The sequence below is a fragment of the Streptomyces sp. NBC_00872 genome (assembly GCF_045161915.1).
Taxonomy (GTDB): Bacteria; Actinomycetota; Actinomycetes; order Streptomycetales; family Streptomycetaceae; genus Streptomyces.
Window position 1 is genome coordinate 5,651,519 of the sequence record NZ_CP108806.1, and the last position, 20,363, is coordinate 5,671,881.

General features: G+C 72.2%; 18 protein-coding genes. 10 read left to right on the forward strand and 8 right to left on the reverse strand.

Features of this window, described 5'->3' with window-relative positions; translation table 11 throughout:
- The first annotated feature begins 5 nt into the window (after positions 1-5).
- From OG214_RS24345 to OG214_RS24355, 3 genes are all read left to right on the forward strand, one after another.
- Positions 6-1,649 carry an aromatic amino acid ammonia-lyase gene (locus OG214_RS24345; protein ID WP_405987599.1) on the forward strand — a complete coding sequence of 548 codons (1,644 nt, stop codon included), beginning with the start codon at positions 6-8 and terminating at the stop codon, positions 1,647-1,649.
- The gene (locus tag OG214_RS24350) at positions 1,646-2,482 is read left to right on the forward strand and encodes a MurR/RpiR family transcriptional regulator (RefSeq protein WP_363079457.1); all 837 of its coding nucleotides are present in this window, start codon (positions 1,646-1,648) and stop codon (positions 2,480-2,482) included. The genes OG214_RS24345 and OG214_RS24350 overlap by 4 nt, the downstream gene beginning before the upstream one ends.
- A 137-nt stretch (positions 2,483-2,619) precedes the next feature.
- A complete protein-coding gene (locus OG214_RS24355) occupies positions 2,620-3,183 on the forward strand; it encodes a hypothetical protein (protein WP_405985952.1) in 564 nt (187 codons plus the stop codon).
- A gap of 251 nt (positions 3,184-3,434) precedes the next feature.
- Here OG214_RS24355 and OG214_RS24360 read toward each other — a convergent pair whose 3' ends face one another.
- From OG214_RS24360 to OG214_RS24380, 5 genes are all read right to left on the reverse strand, one after another.
- The gene (locus OG214_RS24360) at positions 3,435-3,809 is read right to left on the reverse strand and encodes a hypothetical protein (protein WP_365901512.1); all 375 of its coding nucleotides are present in this window, start codon (positions 3,807-3,809) and stop codon (positions 3,435-3,437) included.
- A gap of 138 nt (positions 3,810-3,947) precedes the next feature.
- Complete coding sequence (locus tag OG214_RS24365; protein WP_363079460.1) at positions 3,948-4,382, reverse strand: roadblock/LC7 domain-containing protein; 435 nt, start codon at positions 4,380-4,382, stop codon at positions 3,948-3,950.
- 130 nt (positions 4,383-4,512) lie between these two features.
- Positions 4,513-5,355, reverse strand: a complete 843-nt coding sequence (locus tag OG214_RS24370; protein WP_405985953.1) for a transcriptional regulator — start codon at positions 5,353-5,355, stop codon at positions 4,513-4,515.
- Entirely contained in the window at positions 5,352-5,888 is a 537-nt protein-coding gene (locus OG214_RS24375) for a hypothetical protein (protein WP_405985954.1), read from the reverse strand. The genes OG214_RS24370 and OG214_RS24375 overlap by 4 nt, the downstream gene beginning before the upstream one ends.
- Before the next feature lie 150 nt (positions 5,889-6,038).
- Positions 6,039-7,568 (reverse strand): diaminopimelate decarboxylase, encoded by a 1,530-nt coding sequence (locus OG214_RS24380; RefSeq protein WP_405985955.1) that lies wholly within the window; start codon positions 7,566-7,568, stop codon positions 6,039-6,041.
- 184 nt (positions 7,569-7,752) lie between these two features.
- On the opposite strand from OG214_RS24380, the gene hutU reads away from it, so the two are divergent.
- From hutU to hutI, 4 genes are all read left to right on the forward strand, one after another.
- Positions 7,753-9,444: a urocanate hydratase gene (hutU, locus tag OG214_RS24385; protein WP_405985956.1), complete on the forward strand. Its 1,692-nt coding sequence runs from the start codon at positions 7,753-7,755 to the stop codon at positions 9,442-9,444.
- A 107-nt stretch (positions 9,445-9,551) separates the two neighbouring features.
- On the forward strand, positions 9,552-10,760 hold the full coding sequence (locus OG214_RS24390) for an allantoate amidohydrolase (protein ID WP_405987600.1): 1,209 nt from the start codon (positions 9,552-9,554) through the stop codon (positions 10,758-10,760).
- Between the two features lie 251 nt (positions 10,761-11,011).
- Positions 11,012-12,454: a formimidoylglutamate deiminase gene (locus OG214_RS24395; protein WP_363079464.1), complete on the forward strand. Its 1,443-nt coding sequence runs from the start codon at positions 11,012-11,014 to the stop codon at positions 12,452-12,454.
- A 104-nt stretch (positions 12,455-12,558) separates the two neighbouring features.
- Positions 12,559-13,770 (forward strand): imidazolonepropionase, encoded by a 1,212-nt coding sequence (gene hutI / locus OG214_RS24400; RefSeq protein ID WP_405985957.1) that lies wholly within the window; start codon positions 12,559-12,561, stop codon positions 13,768-13,770.
- Between the two features lie 39 nt (positions 13,771-13,809).
- Here the strand turns inward: hutI and OG214_RS24405 are convergent, their stop codons facing one another.
- Entirely contained in the window at positions 13,810-15,237 is a 1,428-nt protein-coding gene (locus OG214_RS24405) for a hypothetical protein (protein WP_405985958.1), read from the reverse strand.
- A gap of 131 nt (positions 15,238-15,368) precedes the next feature.
- Here OG214_RS24405 and OG214_RS24410 point away from each other — a divergent pair, with 131 nt between their 5' ends.
- Entirely contained in the window at positions 15,369-15,764 is a 396-nt protein-coding gene (locus OG214_RS24410; protein ID WP_363079467.1) for a DUF6415 family natural product biosynthesis protein, read from the forward strand.
- A gap of 174 nt (positions 15,765-15,938) precedes the next feature.
- Here OG214_RS24410 and OG214_RS24415 read toward each other — a convergent pair whose 3' ends face one another.
- Positions 15,939-17,243: a cytochrome P450 gene (locus OG214_RS24415; protein ID WP_405987601.1), complete on the reverse strand. Its 1,305-nt coding sequence runs from the start codon at positions 17,241-17,243 to the stop codon at positions 15,939-15,941.
- Positions 17,244-17,434: 191 nt separating this feature from the next.
- Here OG214_RS24415 and OG214_RS24420 point away from each other — a divergent pair, with 191 nt between their 5' ends.
- On the forward strand, positions 17,435-18,595 hold the full coding sequence (locus tag OG214_RS24420; protein WP_405985959.1) for a GNAT family N-acetyltransferase: 1,161 nt from the start codon (positions 17,435-17,437) through the stop codon (positions 18,593-18,595).
- Here OG214_RS24420 and OG214_RS24425 read toward each other — a convergent pair.
- On the reverse strand, positions 18,486-18,863 hold the full coding sequence (locus OG214_RS24425) for a hypothetical protein (RefSeq protein WP_405987719.1): 378 nt from the start codon (positions 18,861-18,863) through the stop codon (positions 18,486-18,488). The two genes, OG214_RS24420 and OG214_RS24425, sit on opposite strands and share 110 nt — an antisense overlap.
- On the opposite strand from OG214_RS24425, the gene OG214_RS24430 reads away from it, so the two are divergent.
- A complete protein-coding gene (locus tag OG214_RS24430; protein ID WP_405987602.1) occupies positions 18,862-20,322 on the forward strand; it encodes a glycosyltransferase in 1,461 nt (486 codons plus the stop codon). The genes OG214_RS24425 and OG214_RS24430 overlap by 2 nt on opposite strands.
- Positions 20,323-20,363: the final 41 nt, after the last annotated feature.

Genomic DNA, 20,363 nt, shown 5'->3' on the forward strand with positions numbered 1-20,363 from the left:
GCATGATGTCGTCCCACATGGTGGACCCGCCGGGTACGGGAAGCCCCGCGAGCACACCCGTGAGCACGCCCCTCGTCGTTCTGGACGGACAGAGCCTCCCGGTCGCCGATGTCGTCCGGCTGGCGGACGGCGCCGCACATCCCGTACCCGGGACCGAGGCGATGAAGCGCGTCGAGCAGAGCTGGCATCTCGCCCGTGAACTGGCGGGATCGGGCCGGGTGTACGGACGCTCCACCGGCGTCGGCGCCAATCGCACCGAGGCCGTGCCCACCGAGGCCGCCGCCGGCCACGGACTGCGGCTGCTGCGCAGCCACGCCGGCGCCATCGGCGAACCGCTGCCGGCCCGTCAGGTCCGCGCCATGCTCGCCGTGCGGGCCAACCAGTTGCTCGCCGGCGGCGCGGGACTGCGCCCGACCGTCGTCACCGCGCTCTGCGAGGCGCTGGGGTCCGGCGCGTACCCCGTCGTCAACGAATACGGTTCGGTCGGTACGGGCGACATCGCGGCCCTCGCGCAGATGGGCCTCGCCCTCGCCGGGGAACGCCCCTGGGAGCACGCCTGGGAGGGCGGCGGCCCGCCTCCCGGGGCCCAGCTCCTCGACAACAACGACGCCCTCGCCCTGATCAGCAGCAACGCCCTGACGCTCGGTCAGTCCGCGCTCGCCCTGGACGAGTTGAGACGGCTCGTCGCCGCCACCGAACTGGTCGCCGCGCTCTCCCTGCTGGCCGTCGACGGCTCGTACGAGGCGTACGCGGAGCCCGTGCACGCGGCGCGCCGGCACCCCGGCTCGTACGCCGTCGCCGCCGATATGCGGCGCTTCCTCGGCGCCCCGGAACGGCCGGGACCACCGCTCGGCCGGATACAGGACCCGTACGGCTTCCGCTGTGTCCCGCAGATCCACGGCCCGGCGCGCGACGCCGCCGACGCGCTGGAGAACACCCTCGCCGTCGAGATCAACGCAGCCGCAGAGAACCCGCTGATCAGTGCCGGCACGGAGGCCGACCCGGTCCCCGCCGCCTACCATCACGGCGGTTTCTATCTTGCCCAACTCGCCCTGGCACTGGACCACTTCAGGCTCTCGCTGGTGCAGACCGCGCGGCTGTCCACCTCCCGGCTCTCCGCGCTCAACGAGCCCGCTTTCACCCGGCTGCGGCCCTTCCTCGCCGACGGCGAGCCCGCCAGCTCCGGTGTGATGATCCTGGAGTACGCCGCCGGGGCCGCCCTCGGTGATCTGCGGGCCTACTCGGCGCCCGCCTCGCTGGGCCACGCGGTACTGTCCCGGGGCGTGGAGGAGCAGGCCAGTTTCGCCTCGCTGGCGGCGCGTCAGACACTGCGCGCGGGCAGCGCGTACCGCCTGGTCGTCGGCTGTGAACTGGTCGCCGCCGTACGGGCCCTGCGCCAGCGCGGACTGCGCCCCGAGCCGGGACTCCCGGTCGGACGGGCCTTCGAGCTGGCCGAGACCGTACTCGACGAGGAGGTCGGCGACCGTCCGCTGACCGATGATGTGACGGCGGCCGCCGCGCTGCTCGACCGCTTCACCGAGCTGGCCGCCGACGACGGGCGGCCGGCCCGTACGAACGCCACCATCCGCGCGAGCAACGACCAGACCGATCAGACAGATCCGACAGATCAGACAAGGGGGATCGCATGAGCGACAGCCCTGCCGCCCGACTCCAGCAGCTCTTCGAGGGCCACCGGCTGACCCCCACCCAGCGGCGCATCGCGCACAGCATGGTGCGCCGGGCGGGGGACGCGCCGTTCCTCTCCAGCGTCGAACTGGCCGAACTGGCCGGAGTCAGCCAGCCGTCCGTCACCCGCTTCGCGGTCGCCCTCGGCTTCGACGGCTATCCGGCGCTGCGCAGACATCTGCGGGAGGTCGCGCCCGGCGCTCCCGTGGCGGGCGAGACCACCCCCAACGAGTACCAGCAGGCCGTACGTGGCGAGATCGAGAACCTGCGGCAACTCGCGGAGCTGCTCGCCGACCCCGAGCCGGTCGAGCGGGCCGGCCGGCTGCTCGCCGCCTCCCGTCCGCTGCCGGTGCTCGGTCTGCGCGCGGCCTCCTCGCAGGCGCGTGGCTTCGCCTACTTCGCGGCCAAGGTCCATCCGGACGTACGGCTGCTCGACGAGGGCGGCACGATGCTCGCCGACCGGATCGACACCGCCCGGCACGCGGGCGCGAGCACGCTGCTCTGTTTCGCGCTGCCGCGCCATCCGAGGGAGGTCGTGGAGACGCTGGCGTACGCGCGGTCGGCCGGGCTGACGGTGGTGACGGTCGCCGACTCCGCGTTCGCGCCCGTCGCCAAGCACAGCGATCTGCTGATTCCGGCGGCCGTCGGCACCGGCCTCGCCTTCGACACGGCGTGTGCGCCGATGCTGCTGGGGCGGATGCTGCTGGAGGCGATGTGCGACGGGCTGCCGGAGGCGCAGGCGCGGCTGGAGGAGTTCGACGCGCGGGCGGCGGCGCGGGGACTGTTCGTCGAATAGCTCCGTTCCGTCCCGCCTCCGTGCTGCTCCGTTCCGCTCCTCCGCTCCGTTCGGCTCAGTCCCGTGCCGTTCTCAGGAAAAGTTCAGAGAACGTCATTAATCTGCCCGCCAAACTCACCGGAACGAGGAGGCGGACAGTGGGACGCGGAGGGCAGTCTCTGGCACGGGTGGCAGTGATCGTACGGGCCGGCGCGGTCCCGCTGTGGTGGCTCGGGGTGCTCGCCGCCGGGATCGGGATCGTGTTCCCCGGACTGACCGGCCGCAGGATCGGTGTCTACGCGGGGGCGGCGCTCTTCGTGGTGTGTGCCGCGGCCGTCGCCCTCGTACACCGTCGCAGATACAGCGCGTGGGCGGAACGGACCGAGCGGGCGGGCCGGCACGACTATCTCCAGGACCGTCGGGTGACCACCCGGAACTGGCGGCGGGCCCACCGCTGGTGGCTGCTCGCGGGTTTTCTCGTGGCCGTGGCCGGTTCGCTGGCGCTGCCCGGCGCGGGCGGCGGCGCCCTGGCGGGTGCGGGCGCCGGTCTGTGGCTCAAGGCCGGCTGGCTGGGACGCCGGGAGCGGCGCGAGGACGAACTGCTCTGGGTGCGCACCGACTGGGCCGGCTCCGGCCGGCCCGTCGGCAGGCAGGTGAAGGGCTTCCGTACGACGGGTGTCGCCGCGGGCGACGCGGCGCCGGGCGGAACACGCCGTCGCTGAGCCGGGGGAGCGCACGGCGCGGTCGGCCGTCGGGGCGGCGCCGGGGCGGCTCCCGGACGGTCGCAGGGCTCCCGGACGGCCGCCGGGCGGCTGTTCCGGCGCTCCGGCTTCCGACTTCGGGACCCGGTCCCCGATTCCCGGCTCCCGGCCCCTCGGCCGCCCGCCGGGCGGGCCCCGCCGGGCCGGTGGGTACCGTACCCGTACAGGCCCATGGCCCGGGGCGGCCGGGGTCCGGCGCCGGACTCGGGCGGTCAGACCTCCAGATCGGCCTCTATCTTCATGAGCTGATGGCGGGCCATCGCCAGATTCGCGCGTGACTTGTCGAGCGCCAGATAGAGGAACAGCCCGTTGTTGCCACGCCCTTTGAGCAGCCGGATCAGGTGGTACTGGCCGCCGAGGGTGATCAGGATGTCCTCGATCTCCTCCTTGATCCCCAGCAGTTCCAGGGCGCGGACCTTGGCCCTGACCACATCGGTGTTGCCGGCCGCGGCGACCGTCATGTCGAGATCCTTGCTGCCGCCCGCCGTACCGAGGGCCATCCCGCTGGTGTAGTCGACGAGGGCGGCCCCCAGGGCTCCTTCGATGGCGGTCGTGGCTTGCTTGAGAGCCGCGTCGGTGTTGGCCATGGATGTCGTACTTCCTTCCGTTCCGGTGGAGGTCCGGGGAATTCCGGACGTCCGGGTGGTGCGTGAAGTCGCGCGAGGAGAGGGGAGGGAGAGCGGGCGGGGAGATAGGGAGCGGCGGGGAGAGAGGGGGCGGGAGGCTCAGGCGTTCTCCAGCCGTTCGAGGGCGCCGTCGACCAGTTCGCCGATACGGGCACCGGAGCGGCGGCCCTCCAGATGGAGCCGGCCCACATTGATCTTGGGCTCCGCGAGGAGCGTCAGGACCGCCGAGGAGCCCGCCGCGTACGTCGCCACATAGCCCAGCTCCCCGCGGATCACCAGCTCCCGGAATCCGCCCTGGCCCGTGGTGTCCGTGAGCCGTACGGCGACGCCCAGCGCGGCGGCCGTGAGCGCGGCCACCCCCTCGGGCTCGACCCCGGTGGTGTCCTGGGCCAGCACCAGACCGTCCGTACTGGCCGCGAGCGCGCCCGTGAGCTGGGGCAGCCGGGCCCGCAGCCGTCTGAGTTCGCCGAGCACCTCGGCTTCTGCCGTCATGAGCTGTCTCCTCTCGGCACGCGCCCGCAGAGCGCGCCTCATGACGCCGTGGCGGCGTACCGGACGGGGCAGGCGAGGCAAGGGACGGGCCGGATGAGCGAGGGCCGGATGAGCACGGACCGGATGAGCACGGACCGGAAGGGGGCGGACCGGAAGGGGATGGAGCGGGGAGTCACAGGCTTGCCTCCAGGGCGTCGCGGAGCCGGCGTAACAGGGCGATGTCCGGGTCGGCGGCGACCGTGGCGACCCAGGAGGGGACCGGCGCGGGCGGGGCCGCCGACGGTTCGTCGGGCGTCTCGACCAGTCCGGCCGCGGCCAGCCGCCGGACATCGAGCAGGGTGTGAAAGGCGGGCCGTCCCAGGGCCCACGCGATGGCCACCGGGGTCCGCACCCCGTCGGCCAGTTCCAGCAGGGCGCGCTGGCGGCGGGTGACGGCCTGACCGGGTGCGGGCCCGCGGGCCACCACGGGCGCGGTGTCGACGGCCGGATACGGCCAGACCCGGTCGAGGAGCTCGCGTCTGCGCCGTGTCTCACGCTCGACGGCCGCCGCCGGTACGGGGCGTACGGGACCGATCCAGTGGGCCACGCCGTAACGGAAGCGGGTGGGGCCGCTGCCCGGCGCGAGTGCGAAGAAGGCCGCGTCGAACAACGCGCCGAGATGGCAGATCTCCAGCTCGCCGTCGCCGAGCCGGCCGCTTTCCACGAGGAATCTGCCGACCTCGCGGCGGGCACCGGCCCGGTCGACCGCCTCCTCCCAGCCCGCGCGCGGCAGTCGGCCGCCCGCGGTGAGCAGGACGTCGATCCCGGGGGCGGCGGGGCTCTCGGCGTGCACGATGCGGCCGTCGGTGAGATAGAGCGTGCCGTGGTCACGGAGGAGGGCGCCGGTGGCGCGTTCGCCGGCCAGCCGGACGAGCATCGGGGAGACGGAGGCGGTCGGCGGCGACGGTGGTGTCGGGGGCGTCTGGGGCGTCGGGGGTTCCGGCGGTATCGCCGGTAAGGGGGCCTCGGCGGTCATCCCAGTACCAGCCGTTCCGCGAGCTGGCCCAGACGCAGCCGGGCCAGGGCGAGATTGCCGGTGTCGCGGTCGAGCCAGAGGTACAGGAAGACGCTGCTGTCGAAGGCCGTCTCGACGAAGCTGAGGATGTGATAGCCGGTGCGGCTGGTGACGATCAGGTCCTCGACGGGCGGACCCTTGTCCTGGTCGGCCGAGCCTGCGCCGTCGGCCGTTCCGGACGCCTTTCCCGACGCCGTTCCCGTTCCCGTTCCCGGTGCTGATGCCGACGCCGGTCCCGACGCCGGTCCCGACGCCGGTCCCGATGCCGGTCCCGATGCCGTCCCCTCGGCCGCTCCCGGGGCCGGCGCGAACGCGGTGTACTCCGCCGCCGCCCTGGCCAGTTCGGCCGTCTCGGCGGCGGTGGCCTCGTGGTCGCCGCCGGGCGACTCGCCCGCCGTGCCGAGGGCGAGTCCGCTGGTCCAGTCGACTATGGCCGCTCCGCGCGCCCCTGGCAGGCTCATGGCTTCCTGAAGGCATGCGTCGATTCCGGGCACGCGGGCTCCCCCTCCCAGCCGGGTGTACGGGCGCACTGCTGTACGGCAGTAACCGTGAGATTACGCAACGTCCGTGCGGGGGGAGGGAGTTCTGGCATTTTCCATAGGAACATGCGACGTGGTTCGGCCGGTCCGGGCCTGGGCTCGGGCTCAGTCGTCCAGCAACGCGTCCGCGTACGCGCCGCCCGACTCGGTGACGATCTCCTCGACCGTCTGCGGCGCTCGTACGGTCGTGAAACGCACCTCGTCCGTATCGCCCACCCCGTCCGTACCGTCGATCCCGCCCGCCCCGTCGGCCCCGCCCACCCCGTCGGCCCCGTCCGTACCGGCGCGGGGCCGCACCGTGAAGCCCTGGATGCCCGGTCTGACAAGGCTGTTGTACGCGTAGTGGTTGGTGAAGTAGTACGCGCCGGTGTCCAGCGCGGCGACGAGATCGCCCTGCTCCAGCAGCGGCAGCGCTCTGTTCTCGGCCAGCAGGTCGCCCGCGAAGCAGGCCGGTCCCGCGATGTCCTGGGCCACGTCCGGGCCGCTCTTGGGCCGTCCCCCGGCGTCGTACGCGGCGATGCGCAGCGGCCAGGACACAGGGTTGTAGACCGTGCGCGTGGCGATCTGCGAGCCCGCGTGCGTCACCGCGATGGGACGGCCTCCGGCGGACTTGGCGTACTCGACCCGGGCGAGCACCAGGCCGTGCTTGGCGAGCAGGGAGCGGCCGAACTCGGTCACCAGTCCGTAGCCGCCGTCCAGCAGCCCGGGGACGGTGTCCTTGAGCAGCCGGGCGTAGGCCGCGTACGTCGGTGTCTCCTCGTCGGAGGCGAAGTTGACCGGAAGGCCGCCGCCGATGTCGAGAGTGTCGATCTGCCGGCGCCCCGCCGCCGCGTTGATCTCCTCGGCCAGTCCGTGGAGGGCCCGTACGCCCTCGGCCATCAGCTCCAGCGGAAGGCCCTGCGATCCGGAGTGGGTGTGCAGCCGGGTCAGCCAAGGGCGGTCCAGATAGGCCTGGACGACCCAGGCGCGGGCGCCCTCGTCGCGCAGCGCGACCCCGAACTTGGACGTCGCCGTCGCGGTGGACAGCGCGCCGATGGAGCCGGCTCCCGTCTGCGGATTGACCCGTAGCCCGAACGGGGACGTGGTCCCGCCCGAGCCGACCAGGGCGTCGATACGCGCCAGCTCCTGCGGGTTGTCGGCGTTGACGGCGATCCCGAGTGCGATGGCCTCACGCAGTTCGGCGGTGGTCTTCGCGGGGGAGTCGAGGACGGTGCGGTCGGCCGGTATCCCGGCCGCGCGGGCGAGCGCCAGCTCACCAGGGCTGGCGACCTCGGCGCCGATGCCCTCAGCGGCCAGCAGACGCAGTACGGGCACGAGCGCGGTCGCCTTCACGGCGAAGGCGTGCAGCACGGCGGTGCCGGGAGCGACGACCTCGTCGAAGGCGGCGCGGAGCGCGGCGGCCGAGGACCGGATTCCGGCCACATCGAGCAGCGCGAGCACCGGCTCGGCCTCGCTGATCAGCCCCTGTGCCACCGCCGCCCGTACGGCCAGGTCACGGCGGGCCGCCGCGCCGGTGCGGCCGGTGTGTCCTGCCCGTCCGGGCGCGGATCCGGCCGGATGGCGATCCGTACCGTGCCGGCTGTCGTGTCGCGCGCCGTGATCCGCGCTCTGACTGTTGTGCTGAACCGAGGCCATGGACTCCAGCCAATCATCCGGCGGGCGCCCACGCAGCGGTTGACTACAAGTATTCATCAAGCCAGGATGTGAATAGATCGGCCAACAGTCCGTCGGGTCGCGGACTCCCCGAGGGGCGCCGGACCCAGCGAGGACCGGCGGACCCGCCGAGGATCGGCAGACCCACCAAGGAGGAGGCAACGCCATGTCGGGACCCCGCCCCGTACGGGCACCGCGCGGTACGGAACTGAGCGCCCTGGGATGGCAGCAGGAAGCCGCCCTCCGCATGCTCCAGAACAATCTGGACCCCGAGGTCGCCGAACACCCGGACAAGCTCGTCGTCTACGGGGGCACCGGCAAGGCCGCCCGCGACTGGCGCTCCTTCGACGCCATGGTCCGTACCCTGCGCACGCTCAAGCAGGACGAGACGATGCTCGTCCAGTCCGGCCGTCCCGTGGGTGTCATGCAGACCCATGAGTGGGCGCCGCGCGTGCTGCTCGCCAACTCCAATCTGGTCGGCGACTGGGCGAACTGGGAGGAGTTCCGGCGGCTGGAGGCCCTCGGGCTCACCATGTACGGGCAGATGACGGCCGGGTCCTGGATCTATATCGGCACCCAGGGCATCCTCCAGGGCACCTACGAGACCTTCGCGGCCGTCGCCGCGAAGCGGTTCGGCGGGACACTGGCCGGGACGATCACCCTCACCGCGGGTCTGGGCGGGATGGGCGGTGCCCAGCCGCTGGCCGTGACCATGAACGACGGCGTCGCGATCTGTATCGACTGCGACCCGCGCGCCATCGACCGCCGGATCGAGCACCGCTATCTCGATGTGCGCGCCGACAGCCTGGAGCACGCCCTCCGGCTGGCGACCGAGGCCCGGGACGCGCGCCGGCCGCTCTCCATCGGACTGCTGGGCAACGCGGCCGAGCTGCTGCCCCGGATGCTCGCCGAGGGCGCCCCCGTCGACATCGTCACGGACCAGACCTCGGCGCACGACCCGCTGGCGTATCTGCCGCTCGGCGTCGACTTCGGCGACATGGCCTCGTACGCGGCCGAGAAGCCCGCCGACTTCACCCTGCGCGCCCGTGAGTCGATGGCGCGGCATGTCGAGGCGATGGTCGGCTTCATGGACGCGGGCGCCGAGGTCTTCGACTACGGCAACTCCATCCGGGGCGAGGCCCAACTCGCCGGATACGACCGTGCCTTCGCCTTCCCCGGCTTCGTACCCGCCTATATCCGGCCACTCTTCTGCGAGGGCAAGGGCCCCTTCCGCTGGGCGGCCCTGTCCGGCGAGGCGTCCGACATCCACAAGACGGACAAGGCGATCCTCGAACTCTTCCCGGAGAACGAGTCGCTGCACCGCTGGATCAGGCTGGCCGGCGAGCGCGTCCGCTTCCAGGGTCTGCCGGCCCGGATCTGCTGGCTCGGCTACGGCGAGCGCGACAAGGCGGGCGAGCGCTTCAACGACATGGTCGCCTCCGGCGAGCTCGCCGCGCCCGTCGTCATCGGCCGCGACCATCTCGACTGCGGCTCGGTCGCCTCCCCGTACCGCGAGACCGAGGCCATGCTCGACGGGTCCGACGCCATCGCCGACTGGCCGCTGCTCAACGCCATGGTCAATGTCGCCTCCGGTGCCTCCTGGGTCTCCCTCCACCATGGCGGTGGCGTCGGCATGGGCCGCTCGATCCACGCCGGCCAGGTCACGGTCGCCGACGGGACGAGGCTCGCGGGCGAGAAGATCCGCCGGGTCCTCACCAACGACCCCGGCATGGGCGTCATCCGGCATGTCGACGCGGGCTACGACATCGCGGAATCGGTCGCCGGGGAACGCGATGTGCGGATCCCCATGCGCGAGGACGAAGCCCCCGCCACGGCCACCGACGGCGTCCCGGCATGACCTCCCGCGGCCCCGACGACACACTCCCCGAGCCGGCCGAGGCCGCCCCGGCCGGGCGGGCGTCCGTGCCGGCCGGGGGCGGTACGAGCCCGCCCTCGTTCCATGAGATGTGGCGTGATCTCGTCCCTCTCGGACGTGATCCCGGCAGCGGCGGCTACCGCCGCTACGCCTGGACCGCCGCCGACACCGACTGTCGCGCGTGGTTCCGCGCGCAGGCCGAGATCCGCGGGCTGGTCCATGAACTCGACCGCAACGGCAACCAGTGGGCCTGGCTGGGCGATCCGCTCGCCGGGGACGCCGTCGTCACCGGCTCGCATCTCGACTCCGTACCCGACGGTGGCGCCTTCGACGGTCCCCTCGGTGTCGTCTCGTCCTTCGCCGCGCTCGATGAACTGCGCCGCAGGGGAGCGCGGTTCACCAGGCCCGTCGCCATCACCAACTTCGGTGACGAGGAAGGCGCGCGCTTCGGGCTCGCCTGTGTCGGCTCCCGGCTCACCGCGGGCCGGCTCACCGCCGAGAAGGCCTATGAGCTGCGCGACGGCGACGGGGTCCCGCTGCCCCGGGCGATGGAGGCGGCGGGACACGATCCGTCCACCCTCGGGCCCGACCCCGAACGGCTCGCGCGTATCGGCGCGTTCGTCGAACTGCATGTCGAGCAGGGCCGCGCTCTCGATCTCTCCGGCGACCCCGTCGGTATCGCGTCCGCGATCTGGCCCCACGGCCGCTGGCGGTTCGACTTCCACGGTGAGGCCAACCACGCGGGCACCACCCGTCTCGCCGACCGCCGCGACCCGATGCTGACCTACGCCGAGACCGTGCTCGCCGCCCGCCGCGAGGCGGAACTCGCCGGGGCCCTCGCCACCTTCGGCAAGGTCTCCGTCGAGCCCAACGGTGTGAACGCCATCCCCTCCCTCGTCCGTGGCTGGCTGGATTCCCGCGCCGCCGACCAGTCCGTCCTGGACACGGTGGTCGCCGGGATCGAGTCCGCCGCCCGCGCCCACGCGGACCGCGCCGGTATCGAACTGCGGGTCGTACGCGAGTCCTTCACGCCCGTCGTCGAGTTCGAGCACGCCCTGCGGGACGAACTCGGCAAGATCCTCGGACAGCGTCCGGGCGCCCGGTCCGCCGTCCCCGTCCTCGGCACCGGCGCCGGACACGACGCGGGTATTTTGTCCGGCTCCATCCCCACCGCCATGCTGTTCGTACGGAACCCCACCGGTGTCTCGCACTCCCCGGCCGAGTTCGCGGCCGAGGACGACTGCGTGGCCGGGGTCCTGGCACTCGCCGACGTACTGGAAGGACTCGCGTGCACATGACGCAGCCGACAGCGGCAGCACGCCCGGAGCCACCAGGCCTGGAACCGCCACGCCTGGAGCCGTCCCACCCGCGGACGGCACACCGCCCGGAGACGGCCCGCCTGGAGACGGCCCGCCCGGAGACGGCCCGCCTGGGGGCGGCACCGGCGGCGGAAGCGCGTCCCCAGGCAGCGCGTCCCCAGTCGGCGCGTCCGTCGGCGGCGCAGCCGAAGCGGGCCCGGCCGACCGCGGCGCCGGGCAGGACCCGGATCATGACTCCCGCCGAGATCGCGGAGGCCGCCCGGGTCACCGGCGGCGGCACACCGGAGACACGCACCGCACCGGGCACCCACCGGGCACCCGACGTCCTGTACTGGCTGGAACACGCCTGGTACGACAACCATGTCGAGCCCGGTGTGACCGTCGGCGCCGCCGCCGGCGACGGCCGGATCACCGAGGTGCGCACCGGCGTCCCGGCCCCGCCCGCCGGCGCGACCGTTCTGCGCGGACTGACCCTCCCCGGTCTGGCCAACACCCACTCCCACGCCTTCCACCGCGCCCTGCGCTCCACCGTCCAGGTCGGCTCGGGCACCTTCTGGACCTGGCGCGAGTTCATGTACGGCTTCGCCGCCCGGCTCACCCCGGACTCGTACCACGCGCTCGCCCGCGCCGTGTACGCCGAGATGGCGCTGGCCGGCATTACGGCCGTCGGTGAGTTCCACTATGTCCACCACGCGCCGGACGGCACGCCCTACGCCGACCCGAACGCGATGGGCGAGGCCCTGATCGCGGCCGCCGCCGAGGCCGGGATCCGGATCACGCTCCTCGACACCGCCTATCTCTCCGCCGGCCTCACCAAGCACCGGGGCGGGGCGCCCCTGGAGCGCCATCAGCTCCGCTTCTCCGACGGCACGGCCGACACCTGGGCCGAGCGTGTCTCCGCGCTCAAGGACAGCGACCACGCCTTGATCGGCGCCGCCATCCACTCCGTACGCGCCGTCCCCGCCGAACAGCTCGCCACCGTCGCCGAATGGGCCGAGGCGCGCCGGGCCCCGCTCCATGTCCATCTCTCCGAACAGACCGCGGAGAACGACGCCTGCCTCGCCGTCCACGGCCGCACCCCCACCCGGCTCCTCGCCGACCACGGTGTCCTGGGCACACGCACCACCGGGGTCCACAACACGCATCTCACCGACGAGGACATCACCCTGCTGGGCTCCAGCCACACCGGCACCTGTATGTGTCCCACCACGGAACGCGATCTGGCCGACGGCATCGGCCCGGCGTCCCGTCTTCAGCGCGCGGGCTCGCCGCTGTCCCTCGGCAGCGACAGCCATGCCGTGATCGACATCCTCGAAGAGGCCCGCGCGATGGAGCTGGACGAACGGCTGCGCTCGCGCCGCCGTGGCCACTGGACGGCCGCGTCCCTCCTGCACGCCGCCACCGCCGGAGGCCATGCGGCGCTCGGCCGGCCGGAGGCGGGCCGGATCGAGGCCGGCGCGCTCGCCGATCTCGTCACGATCGCGCTGGACTCGGTCAGAACAGCGGGCCCACTGACCCGGCTCGGTGCGGAGACCGCCGTATTCGCCGCCTCCGCTGCGGATGTGCGCCACACCGTCGTGGGCGGCCGTCATCTCGTACGGGACGGGGTCCACGCGCTCGTGCCCGATGTGCCCCAGGCCCTCGCCGAGTCCATCGCTGCCCTGCGCGGCTGACGGCTCCCCCACCCCCGACATCCCCCGCACGCCTTACAGAGCCCAGGCCGCCCAGGCCCCCCGAGCCGCGCGGACCGAAGCCGCCGGAGGAGAGAACCCCCGCCATGAGCACGACCACCACCATGACCGCGGCCACGGCCACGCCCACGTCCACCGTCATCACCAACATCGCCGGTCTGGTCACCAACGACCCCTCCCTCGGTGACGGAACCCCCATCGGTCTGATCCAGGACGCGGCCGTCGTCATCGACGGCGACCGCATCGCCTGGGTCGGTGAATCAAGCAAAGCACCCGCCACTGACAACGCCGTCGACGCGGACGGCCGGGCCGCCGTCCCCGGCTTCGTGGACTCGCACTCCCATCTCGTCTTCGCAGGTGACCGCACCGAGGAGTTCAACGCCCGGATGTCGGGACGCGGCTACGCCGCGGGCGGCATCCGCACCACCGTCGCCGCCACCCGCGCCGCGACCGACGCCGAGCTGGCCGCCAATGTCGCGCGCTATCTCGCCGAGGCACTCCGCCAGGGCACCACCACGCTGGAGACCAAGTCCGGCTACGGGCTGACCGTCCAGCACGAGGCCCGCGCCGTGCGTATCGCCTGCGACCACACCGACGAGGTCACCTATCTCGGCGCGCACATCGTCCCGCCCGAGTACGCCGACGACCCCGCCGCGTATGTCGCCCTCGTCACCGGCGAGATGCTCGACGCCTGTGCTCCGTACGCCCGTTGGATCGATGTCTTCTGCGAACAGGGCGCCTTCGACGGCGACCAGGCCCGCGCGATCCTCACCGCGGGCCTGGCGCGGGGCCTCCAGCCCCGTGTCCACGCCAATCAGCTCTCCTACGGCCCCGGGGTGCTGCTCGCCGTCGAGCTCGACGCCGCCTCCGCCGACCACTGCACCCATCTCACCGACGCCGATGTGGACGCGCTGGCCCACAGCGACACCGTGGCGACCCTCCTTCCCGGCGCGGAGTTCTCCACCCGCGCCGTCTGGCCGGACGCCCGCCGTCTGCTCGACGCGGGCGCCACCGTCGCGCTCTCCACCGACTGCAATCCGGGTTCGTCCTTCACCTCGTCCGTGCCGTTCTGTATCGCCCTCGCCGTACGCGACATGGGCATGACCCCCGACGAGGCGATCTGGTCGGCCACCGCGGGTGGCGCGGCGGCCCTGCGCCGCCAGGACATCGGTCGTGTCACCCCCGGTGCCCGCGCCGACCTCGTACTTCTCGACGCCCCGAGCCATGTCCATCTGGCCTACCGCCCGGGAGTCCCCCTGGTCTCCTCCGTCTGGCGTGGCGGCCTGCGTATGTTCTGAGCGGGAAGAGGAACCGGCCGGTGACCGGCCGCGTCCGGATCAGCCCTTCAGTACGGCGACCTCGTCCATCCTCGGTCGCAGCCGCTGTACCGCGCGCGTCTTCGCGTACGGCTTCAACCGCCGCCGCATCGTCTCGAAGTGCTCGTCCCCGCGCGCCGAGGACACATGCTCGTAGTCGTCCAGGAACTGCCACCAGCTCCCGCACGCGGCTTCGAGATGGCCCAGTTCCAACTGGCGCTGCGCCAGCACGGCCAGGAAGTGCACCCGGCCCTGGCGCTCGTTCTTCTGCTGTGCCTTCAGGGACTGCTGGAGCGCGGAGATCGAGCCCGGCAGGTCCTTGAACTCGTAGAGCACGTGCGACACATGGAAGAGATAGGCGGTCTGGTCGTAGCCGCCGATGGACTCGCGTCTGTTGTCCGCCTTGGTCAGCGCCGTCTCGGTCTCCCGCAGCCGGGTGAAGGCCTGGCGCTTGTCGCCGACCATCGAGGCGGCGTGGGCCTGCTGTCCCGACAGGAACGCCTGGAGGCGCGGCTCCGCCTTCGAGGACGCCTCGGCGGCCGAGTCGGCGAGTTCCAGGGCCCGTCTGCCGTAGCCGAGATTGGACGCCTGGAGGGACATACCGCGCAGGGTGCGGCAGTAGGTGACATGGTCCTCGGCGGCGCCCGCCAGTTCGAGCGCCCTGAGGTAGTAGCGCTGACCGAGCCCGTGCGCGCGCTCGTACATCGCCATCCACCCGGTCAGATAGACCAGATCCGACGCGGCGGCCAGCATGTCGTTGCGTACCCTTTCCGCGGCCTCCGCTTTCAGCCATGGCATCACGGTGTTCACCAGGAACGCGGCGGCCATCGGGCGGGCGTGACCGCCTCCGAGTTCATCGAGGATGTTGGCGATCCGGTCCGTCATCGTCCGTACGGCCTGCACCTGGGGCGCGCCGATCCGGACCGTCCGCTTCCCCGGTGCGGCCGGCGGCGGAGTGGCGGCCTGTGCCAGATCCGGGAACAGGGGCACCACGACGGCGGCCGAAAACAGCCCCGCCGCGATCAGGCCACGACGTGACGGATCCATGTCCGCCCGCCCCATGTCGACGAGTTCCTCAAGGGTGTTGACGCGAGCCGCCGGATCGTCCGGGGCGGCGTGCATGGACGTTTGTGCGGACCCGTGTACGGACCCCTGAACGGACGTACGTGTCGAGGAGAAGCCGGCCGACGCGACCGTGAGCCCCGCCTCCGAGTGGGTGACCGGCCGGTTGAGCTTCCGCGCGAACGCCTCCAGTATCAGGGGTCTGACCTGCTCTTTCGGCATGGTGCCCGCGACCCAGTGGGAGACGGCGGACTGGTCGTAGCGAAGCTCGAGACCGGCTTCGGCACCCATGCGGTTGATGATTTGCGCGAACTGCGAACGGGACCACTTCGCCTGCTCAAGCAGGCAGGCCAGCCCGGTATTGGGTGTGCGTGAGTTACTCGCCATGCTCTCAACTCCCCCAGTGCGTTCATGGCTTTCATTCTCAGACCTGCTTCCACGGTACTCGTGGAGGCTGATAACGCGGTTTTCTCTTCGTAGACGCCGATCACACGAAGACGGGGGCCAAGGTGACCACAGTGACAGACCACAGAGCCGGCAGCACAGACGAAAACGCGCACACCGAGGCCATGGCCCACGATGCCACTTCCATAGCCTCGGCCTTCGACGCGATCGCCTTCGACGCCGATCGTGCCCTGGCTCCCCATCGTCTGATGCCCCCTCCGCAGGAGATCAGCGATCTCACCGAGCGGCTCATCACCCATGGGGCGCGGCTCGTGGGTCTCGTCGAGAGGGTGCCCGAGGCCGAGCACACGGTGCGGGCGAAGGGCGCGCTCAAGGACTGGTACGACCTGACGGAGAGCGGGCCCGGCGACGGGGCCATGGCCGACTGGGTCTACATGCGGGCCATGGCACGGATGTGCCGCACATTCATGGACTATCTGCGTGAGCGCGAAGGACGAGGCCGCCCATGACTCCCGAAGCGAAGCATCAGACGTGGTTCGTCGTCGCGGTCTGCACCCTCGGGCTCACGATCGCCCTGGCCGTGGGACTGCGTCTATGACGCCCCGACGGTGTCTATGACCACCCGAGATGAGTACGGTCCGATGAGTACGTGAGCTGACAACCACAATCGAACATACGGCGGACTACCCGAGCACCACGGGCAGTTCGCGCACACCGTTGCCCACGAAACTCCGCTGGCGGGGCAGTTCCTCTTCCGTGACCGCGACCTTCAGGCCGGGGAAGCGGGTGAACAACTGCCTCAGGGCGATGGTGGTCTCCATCCTCGCCAGAGGAGCCCCGAGGCAGTAGTGGACGCCATGGCCCAGGGAGAGATGACGGGTCATGGCGGAGGACGGGCGGCGGGCGAGATCGAATCGGCCGGCGTCCGGGCCATGGACCGACGGATCGCGGCCGGCCGCCGAGTAACCGGCCAGCACGGGAGTGCCCCGGGGAATCAGCGTGCCGTCCACGGTCAGATCACGGGTCGGATAGCGGAACGGGAAGTAGCTCACCGGACTGTCCCAGCGCAGGGTCTCCTCCACCGCGTCCGCCCAGTCGGCGCGGCCCTCCAGGAGCAGTTCGAGCTGGTCACGGTGGGCGCAGAGGGCGCGGACGGCGTTGGTGATCAGATTGAGGGTGGTCTCATGTCCCGCGATGATCATCAGAAGCAGGGTGCCGATGAGTTCGGACTCGCTGAGCCGGTCCGACCGGTCGCCGCTCGTGGGCGTATCCGCTCTCGCACCGGCGTCGGCGTCAACGTCGGTGTCGGCACCGTGATCGGCGGCGGTGCCGTCCTCCGCGCGGACGGCTATCAGCGCACTGGTGAGATCGTCGCCCGGCCGCGCCCTGCGGGAAGCCACCACCGCGCCGAGCACGGCCACCATCTCCCGGTTGGCGGCCATCGCCTCCTCCGGGCCTATGTCCGTGCTCACGAGCTGGGTCGACAGGACATGCAGCCGGTCCCTGAACTCGGCGTCCACACCCAGCAGTTCACTGATGACGCTCATGGGGAGCGGCAGCGCGAAGCGGGCGCGCAGATCGACGGCGCCGCCGCGCCCGGAGTCCGTCCCCGCCGCGTCCGCCAGACCGTCCAGCAGCTCTTCCGTAAGGCGCTCGATACCCGGCCGCAGAGCCTCCACCCGCCGGGCCGTGAACACCTTGCTCACCAGCGACCGCAGCCGCCGGTGGTCCGCTCCGTCCGCCGTCGTCATGCCCCGCACGGTGGCGAAGGTCTTCAACGGCCAGCCGTCCGGAATCCGCCCCTCGCGCAGCGCCGTGAAGTGCTCGGCGCCCTTGGCGACATCCGGGTGGCCGAGGAACTCCCTGAGCGCCTCGTGCCCCAGCACCGCCATGGCCGGCACCTCGCCGGGGAGCACGACCGGGGCCACGGCTCCCCTCGTCAGCAGCGCGGCGTTGGCGGCATGGGGGCAGCCGCCCGTCGGGTCCATCCGGTGCGACGTGAGCAAGGGGACCTCCTCCCGGGCGACTGCTTCGATCTACGCGTGATGCGATCCTATGAGCGATCGGACCGCTTCGGACAGTAGTTGTTCAGCCTCTGGCGAATGGTCGCCGGGCCCTATCCCGGAATGATTTGGGTCGGTACCGTCCTTTCGGTGGGGTTGGGGACCGGGGGGTCGAAATGAGTGACGTACGCAGTGCCGCGCGCCACCGGGCGCGCATCCGAGTCGCCGAGCCGGGAAGTCTCGACGAGACCGAGATCGACGCGTGGCGGGCCTTGAGGGCCCTGTCCGGCGCGCCTGCCAGTCCCTTCATGGAGCCGGAGTTCACCCGCGCCGTCGGCCGCGTCCGGCCCACCGCCCGGGTGGCGGTGGTGCGGGAGCATCCGGCCGAGGACGGCGCGGGGGGCGTGTCCGGTTATGGCGGCCCGCGTGCCGGCGAGCCCGTCGGTTTCTTCCCGTACGAGACAGGACCGTTGGGGCACGGCAGGGCCATCGGCCTCGGTGTGTCCGATGTGCAGGGAGCCGTGTTCCGCGACGGCCTGCGGCTGTCGGCGCCCGAGCTGCTGAAGGCCTGCTCGCTCTCCGCCTGGGAGTTCGACAATCTGGAGGCGGGACAGGAGCTGTTCGCCCCCGCCACGGCCGAGGAGTTCGAGTCCCCGGTCATCGACGTCCGTGAGGGATACGAGGCGTACGAGACGGCGCTGCGCGCGCGGTCGCCCAAGTTCCTCAGGACGACGAGCGCGAAGGAGCGCAGGCTCGGCCGCCAGGCGGGCGAGGTCCGCTTCGTCTTCGACGAGCGCGATCCGGCGGCGCTGCGCCGGCTCATGGAGTGGAAGTCCGCGCAGTACCGCAGGACGGGCCGCCGTGACCGTTTCGCCAAGGAGTGGATCAGCGCGCTCGTACGGCAGTTGGCCGAGACACGCGCGCCGGGCTGCTCCGGTGTGCTCTCCGTGCTCTATGTCGCGGACCGGCCGGTCGCCGCGCACTTCGGGCTGCGTTCGCGCACGGTCCTGGCCTGCTGGTTCCCAGCGTACGACCCCGCGTTCGCCAAGTACTCCCCGGGGCTGATCCTGCATCTGCGGATGGCCGAGGCCGCCGCCGGGGCGGGGATCCAGGTGCTCGATCTGGGGCGCGGGGCCGCCGAGTACAAGGACGCGCTCAAGACCGGCGGAGTGCGGGTGTACGAGGGCTCCGTGGCGCGGCCGGGCGCGCGGGCGGCTCTGCACTGGCTCAGCCGGGAGCCGTCCCGCAGGGCGCACAGCTTTGTGAGGAGCCGGCCGAAGCTTGCCGGATACGCGCAGCGCACGCTGAACCGGGTGGGCCGGCTGCGGGAGAAGTGACGGCGGGGGCCGTATCACCGACGGGGGAGCCGATGACCAGCACGCCCAGCACGCCCAGCACATCACCGTCCGCGTCGACATCCGCGTCGACATCCGCGTCGACATCCGCGTCGACATCCGCGTCGACATCCGCGTCGACATCCGCGTCGACATCCGCGTCGACATCCGCGTCGACATCCGCGTCGACATCCGCGTCCGCGTCGAGGGCGACGGCGACGTCGTATGCGTCCGGCGGACCGCCGCCGGGGTTACGGGAGTTACCGCCCATCGCCGTGGCCGAACTGGACCTCGATCCCGACGGCCCGGACGGCCCGGTGCTGTCCTTCGGCCCGGCGCTCGGCGGTCCGCCTCCGGGCGCCGGGGACATCTTCGCGCTCGTCCGGCTCCGGGGCCGCCCCATCGCCACCGTGCTCGGTCATGTCGGGGCGGACGAGGATCCGGCGGAGGTCCTCACGGCCGTCTTCCGCGCACGGAAGGGTCCGTACGGTCCGCCCGCACCCGCAGAGCCGACGCCCGCGAAGCCGACACGCGCGGCCCCGACGCCCGCGGAGCCCGTACGCGAAGCGCCCGTACGCGAAGCGCCCGCGTACGGAGCGCCCGCGCCGCCCGCGGCCGTGGTCACCGCGCCTCCCCGTACCACCGTCGTCGTGGCCACCCGCGAGCGCGCCGGACAGCTCGCCCGTGCCCTCGACTCGCTCCTCGCGCAGGACCACCCGGACTTCCGTGTCCTCGTCGTCGACAACGCGCCCGTCACGACCGCCACCCGCGATCTCGTCGAGTCCCGCTACGCCGGCCGCGTCGACTACGTCCAGGAGCCGCGCCCCGGTCTGGCCGTCGCGCACAACAGCGGTGCCGCCGCCGCCGACGGCACGGTCATCGCCTTCACCGACGACGACGTGATCGCCGATCCGCACTGGCTCACCGCGCTCACCACGCCCTTCGCGGCCGATCCCGGCCTGGGGTGTGTCACAGGACTGATCCTTCCCGCGCGGCTGACCACCTCCGCGCAGATCCTGCTGGAGAGCCATGGCGGCTTCGCCAAGGGCTTCGAGCCCCGGCTGTACGACCCGGCGAGCCCGCCCGCCGACGAGCCGCTCTTCCCGTTCACCGCGGGCAGCTTCGGCTCCGGCGCCAATATGGCCTTCCGCGCCGAGGCACTGCGGGCCGTGGGCGGCTTCGATCCCGCCACCGGCACCGGCACCCCCGCCAGGGGCGGCGACGACCTCTACGCCTTCGTACGGATCCTGGCCGAGGGGCACCGGCTGCGCTACGCGCCCGAGGCGCTCGTCTGGCACCACCACCGCGAGACCTGGCAGGACCTGCGGAACCAGGCGTACGGCTACGGCGCGGGTCTGACCGCCTATCTCACCGCGATCCTGGTCAGGCACCCGGCGCTGCTGCCCGCGCTGCTCGCCAAGCTGCCGCGCGGTCTCGCCCACGCCCGCGCCATCACGGCGCACCGTCCGGATCCGGCGGGGGATCCGGCGCCCGGGACCCATGGCGCGCGGGCCCATGCCTGGCCGCGCGACCTCTCCCGGCTGGAGCGGCGGGGAATGCTGTACGGACCGCTCGGCTATCTGAAGGCGCGGATACGGGTACGCCGTCAGACGGACGGCCGTACACAGCCACGCGGTGAGGCACAGCCACGCGGTGAGGCACAGCCACGCGGTGAGGCACGGGTACGCCGTCGGGCACGGGTACGCCGTCGGACAAGCGGGGGGCGGTGATGAGCGACGGCCCGCCCGCCCCCATTCCGGTCCTCCTGTAT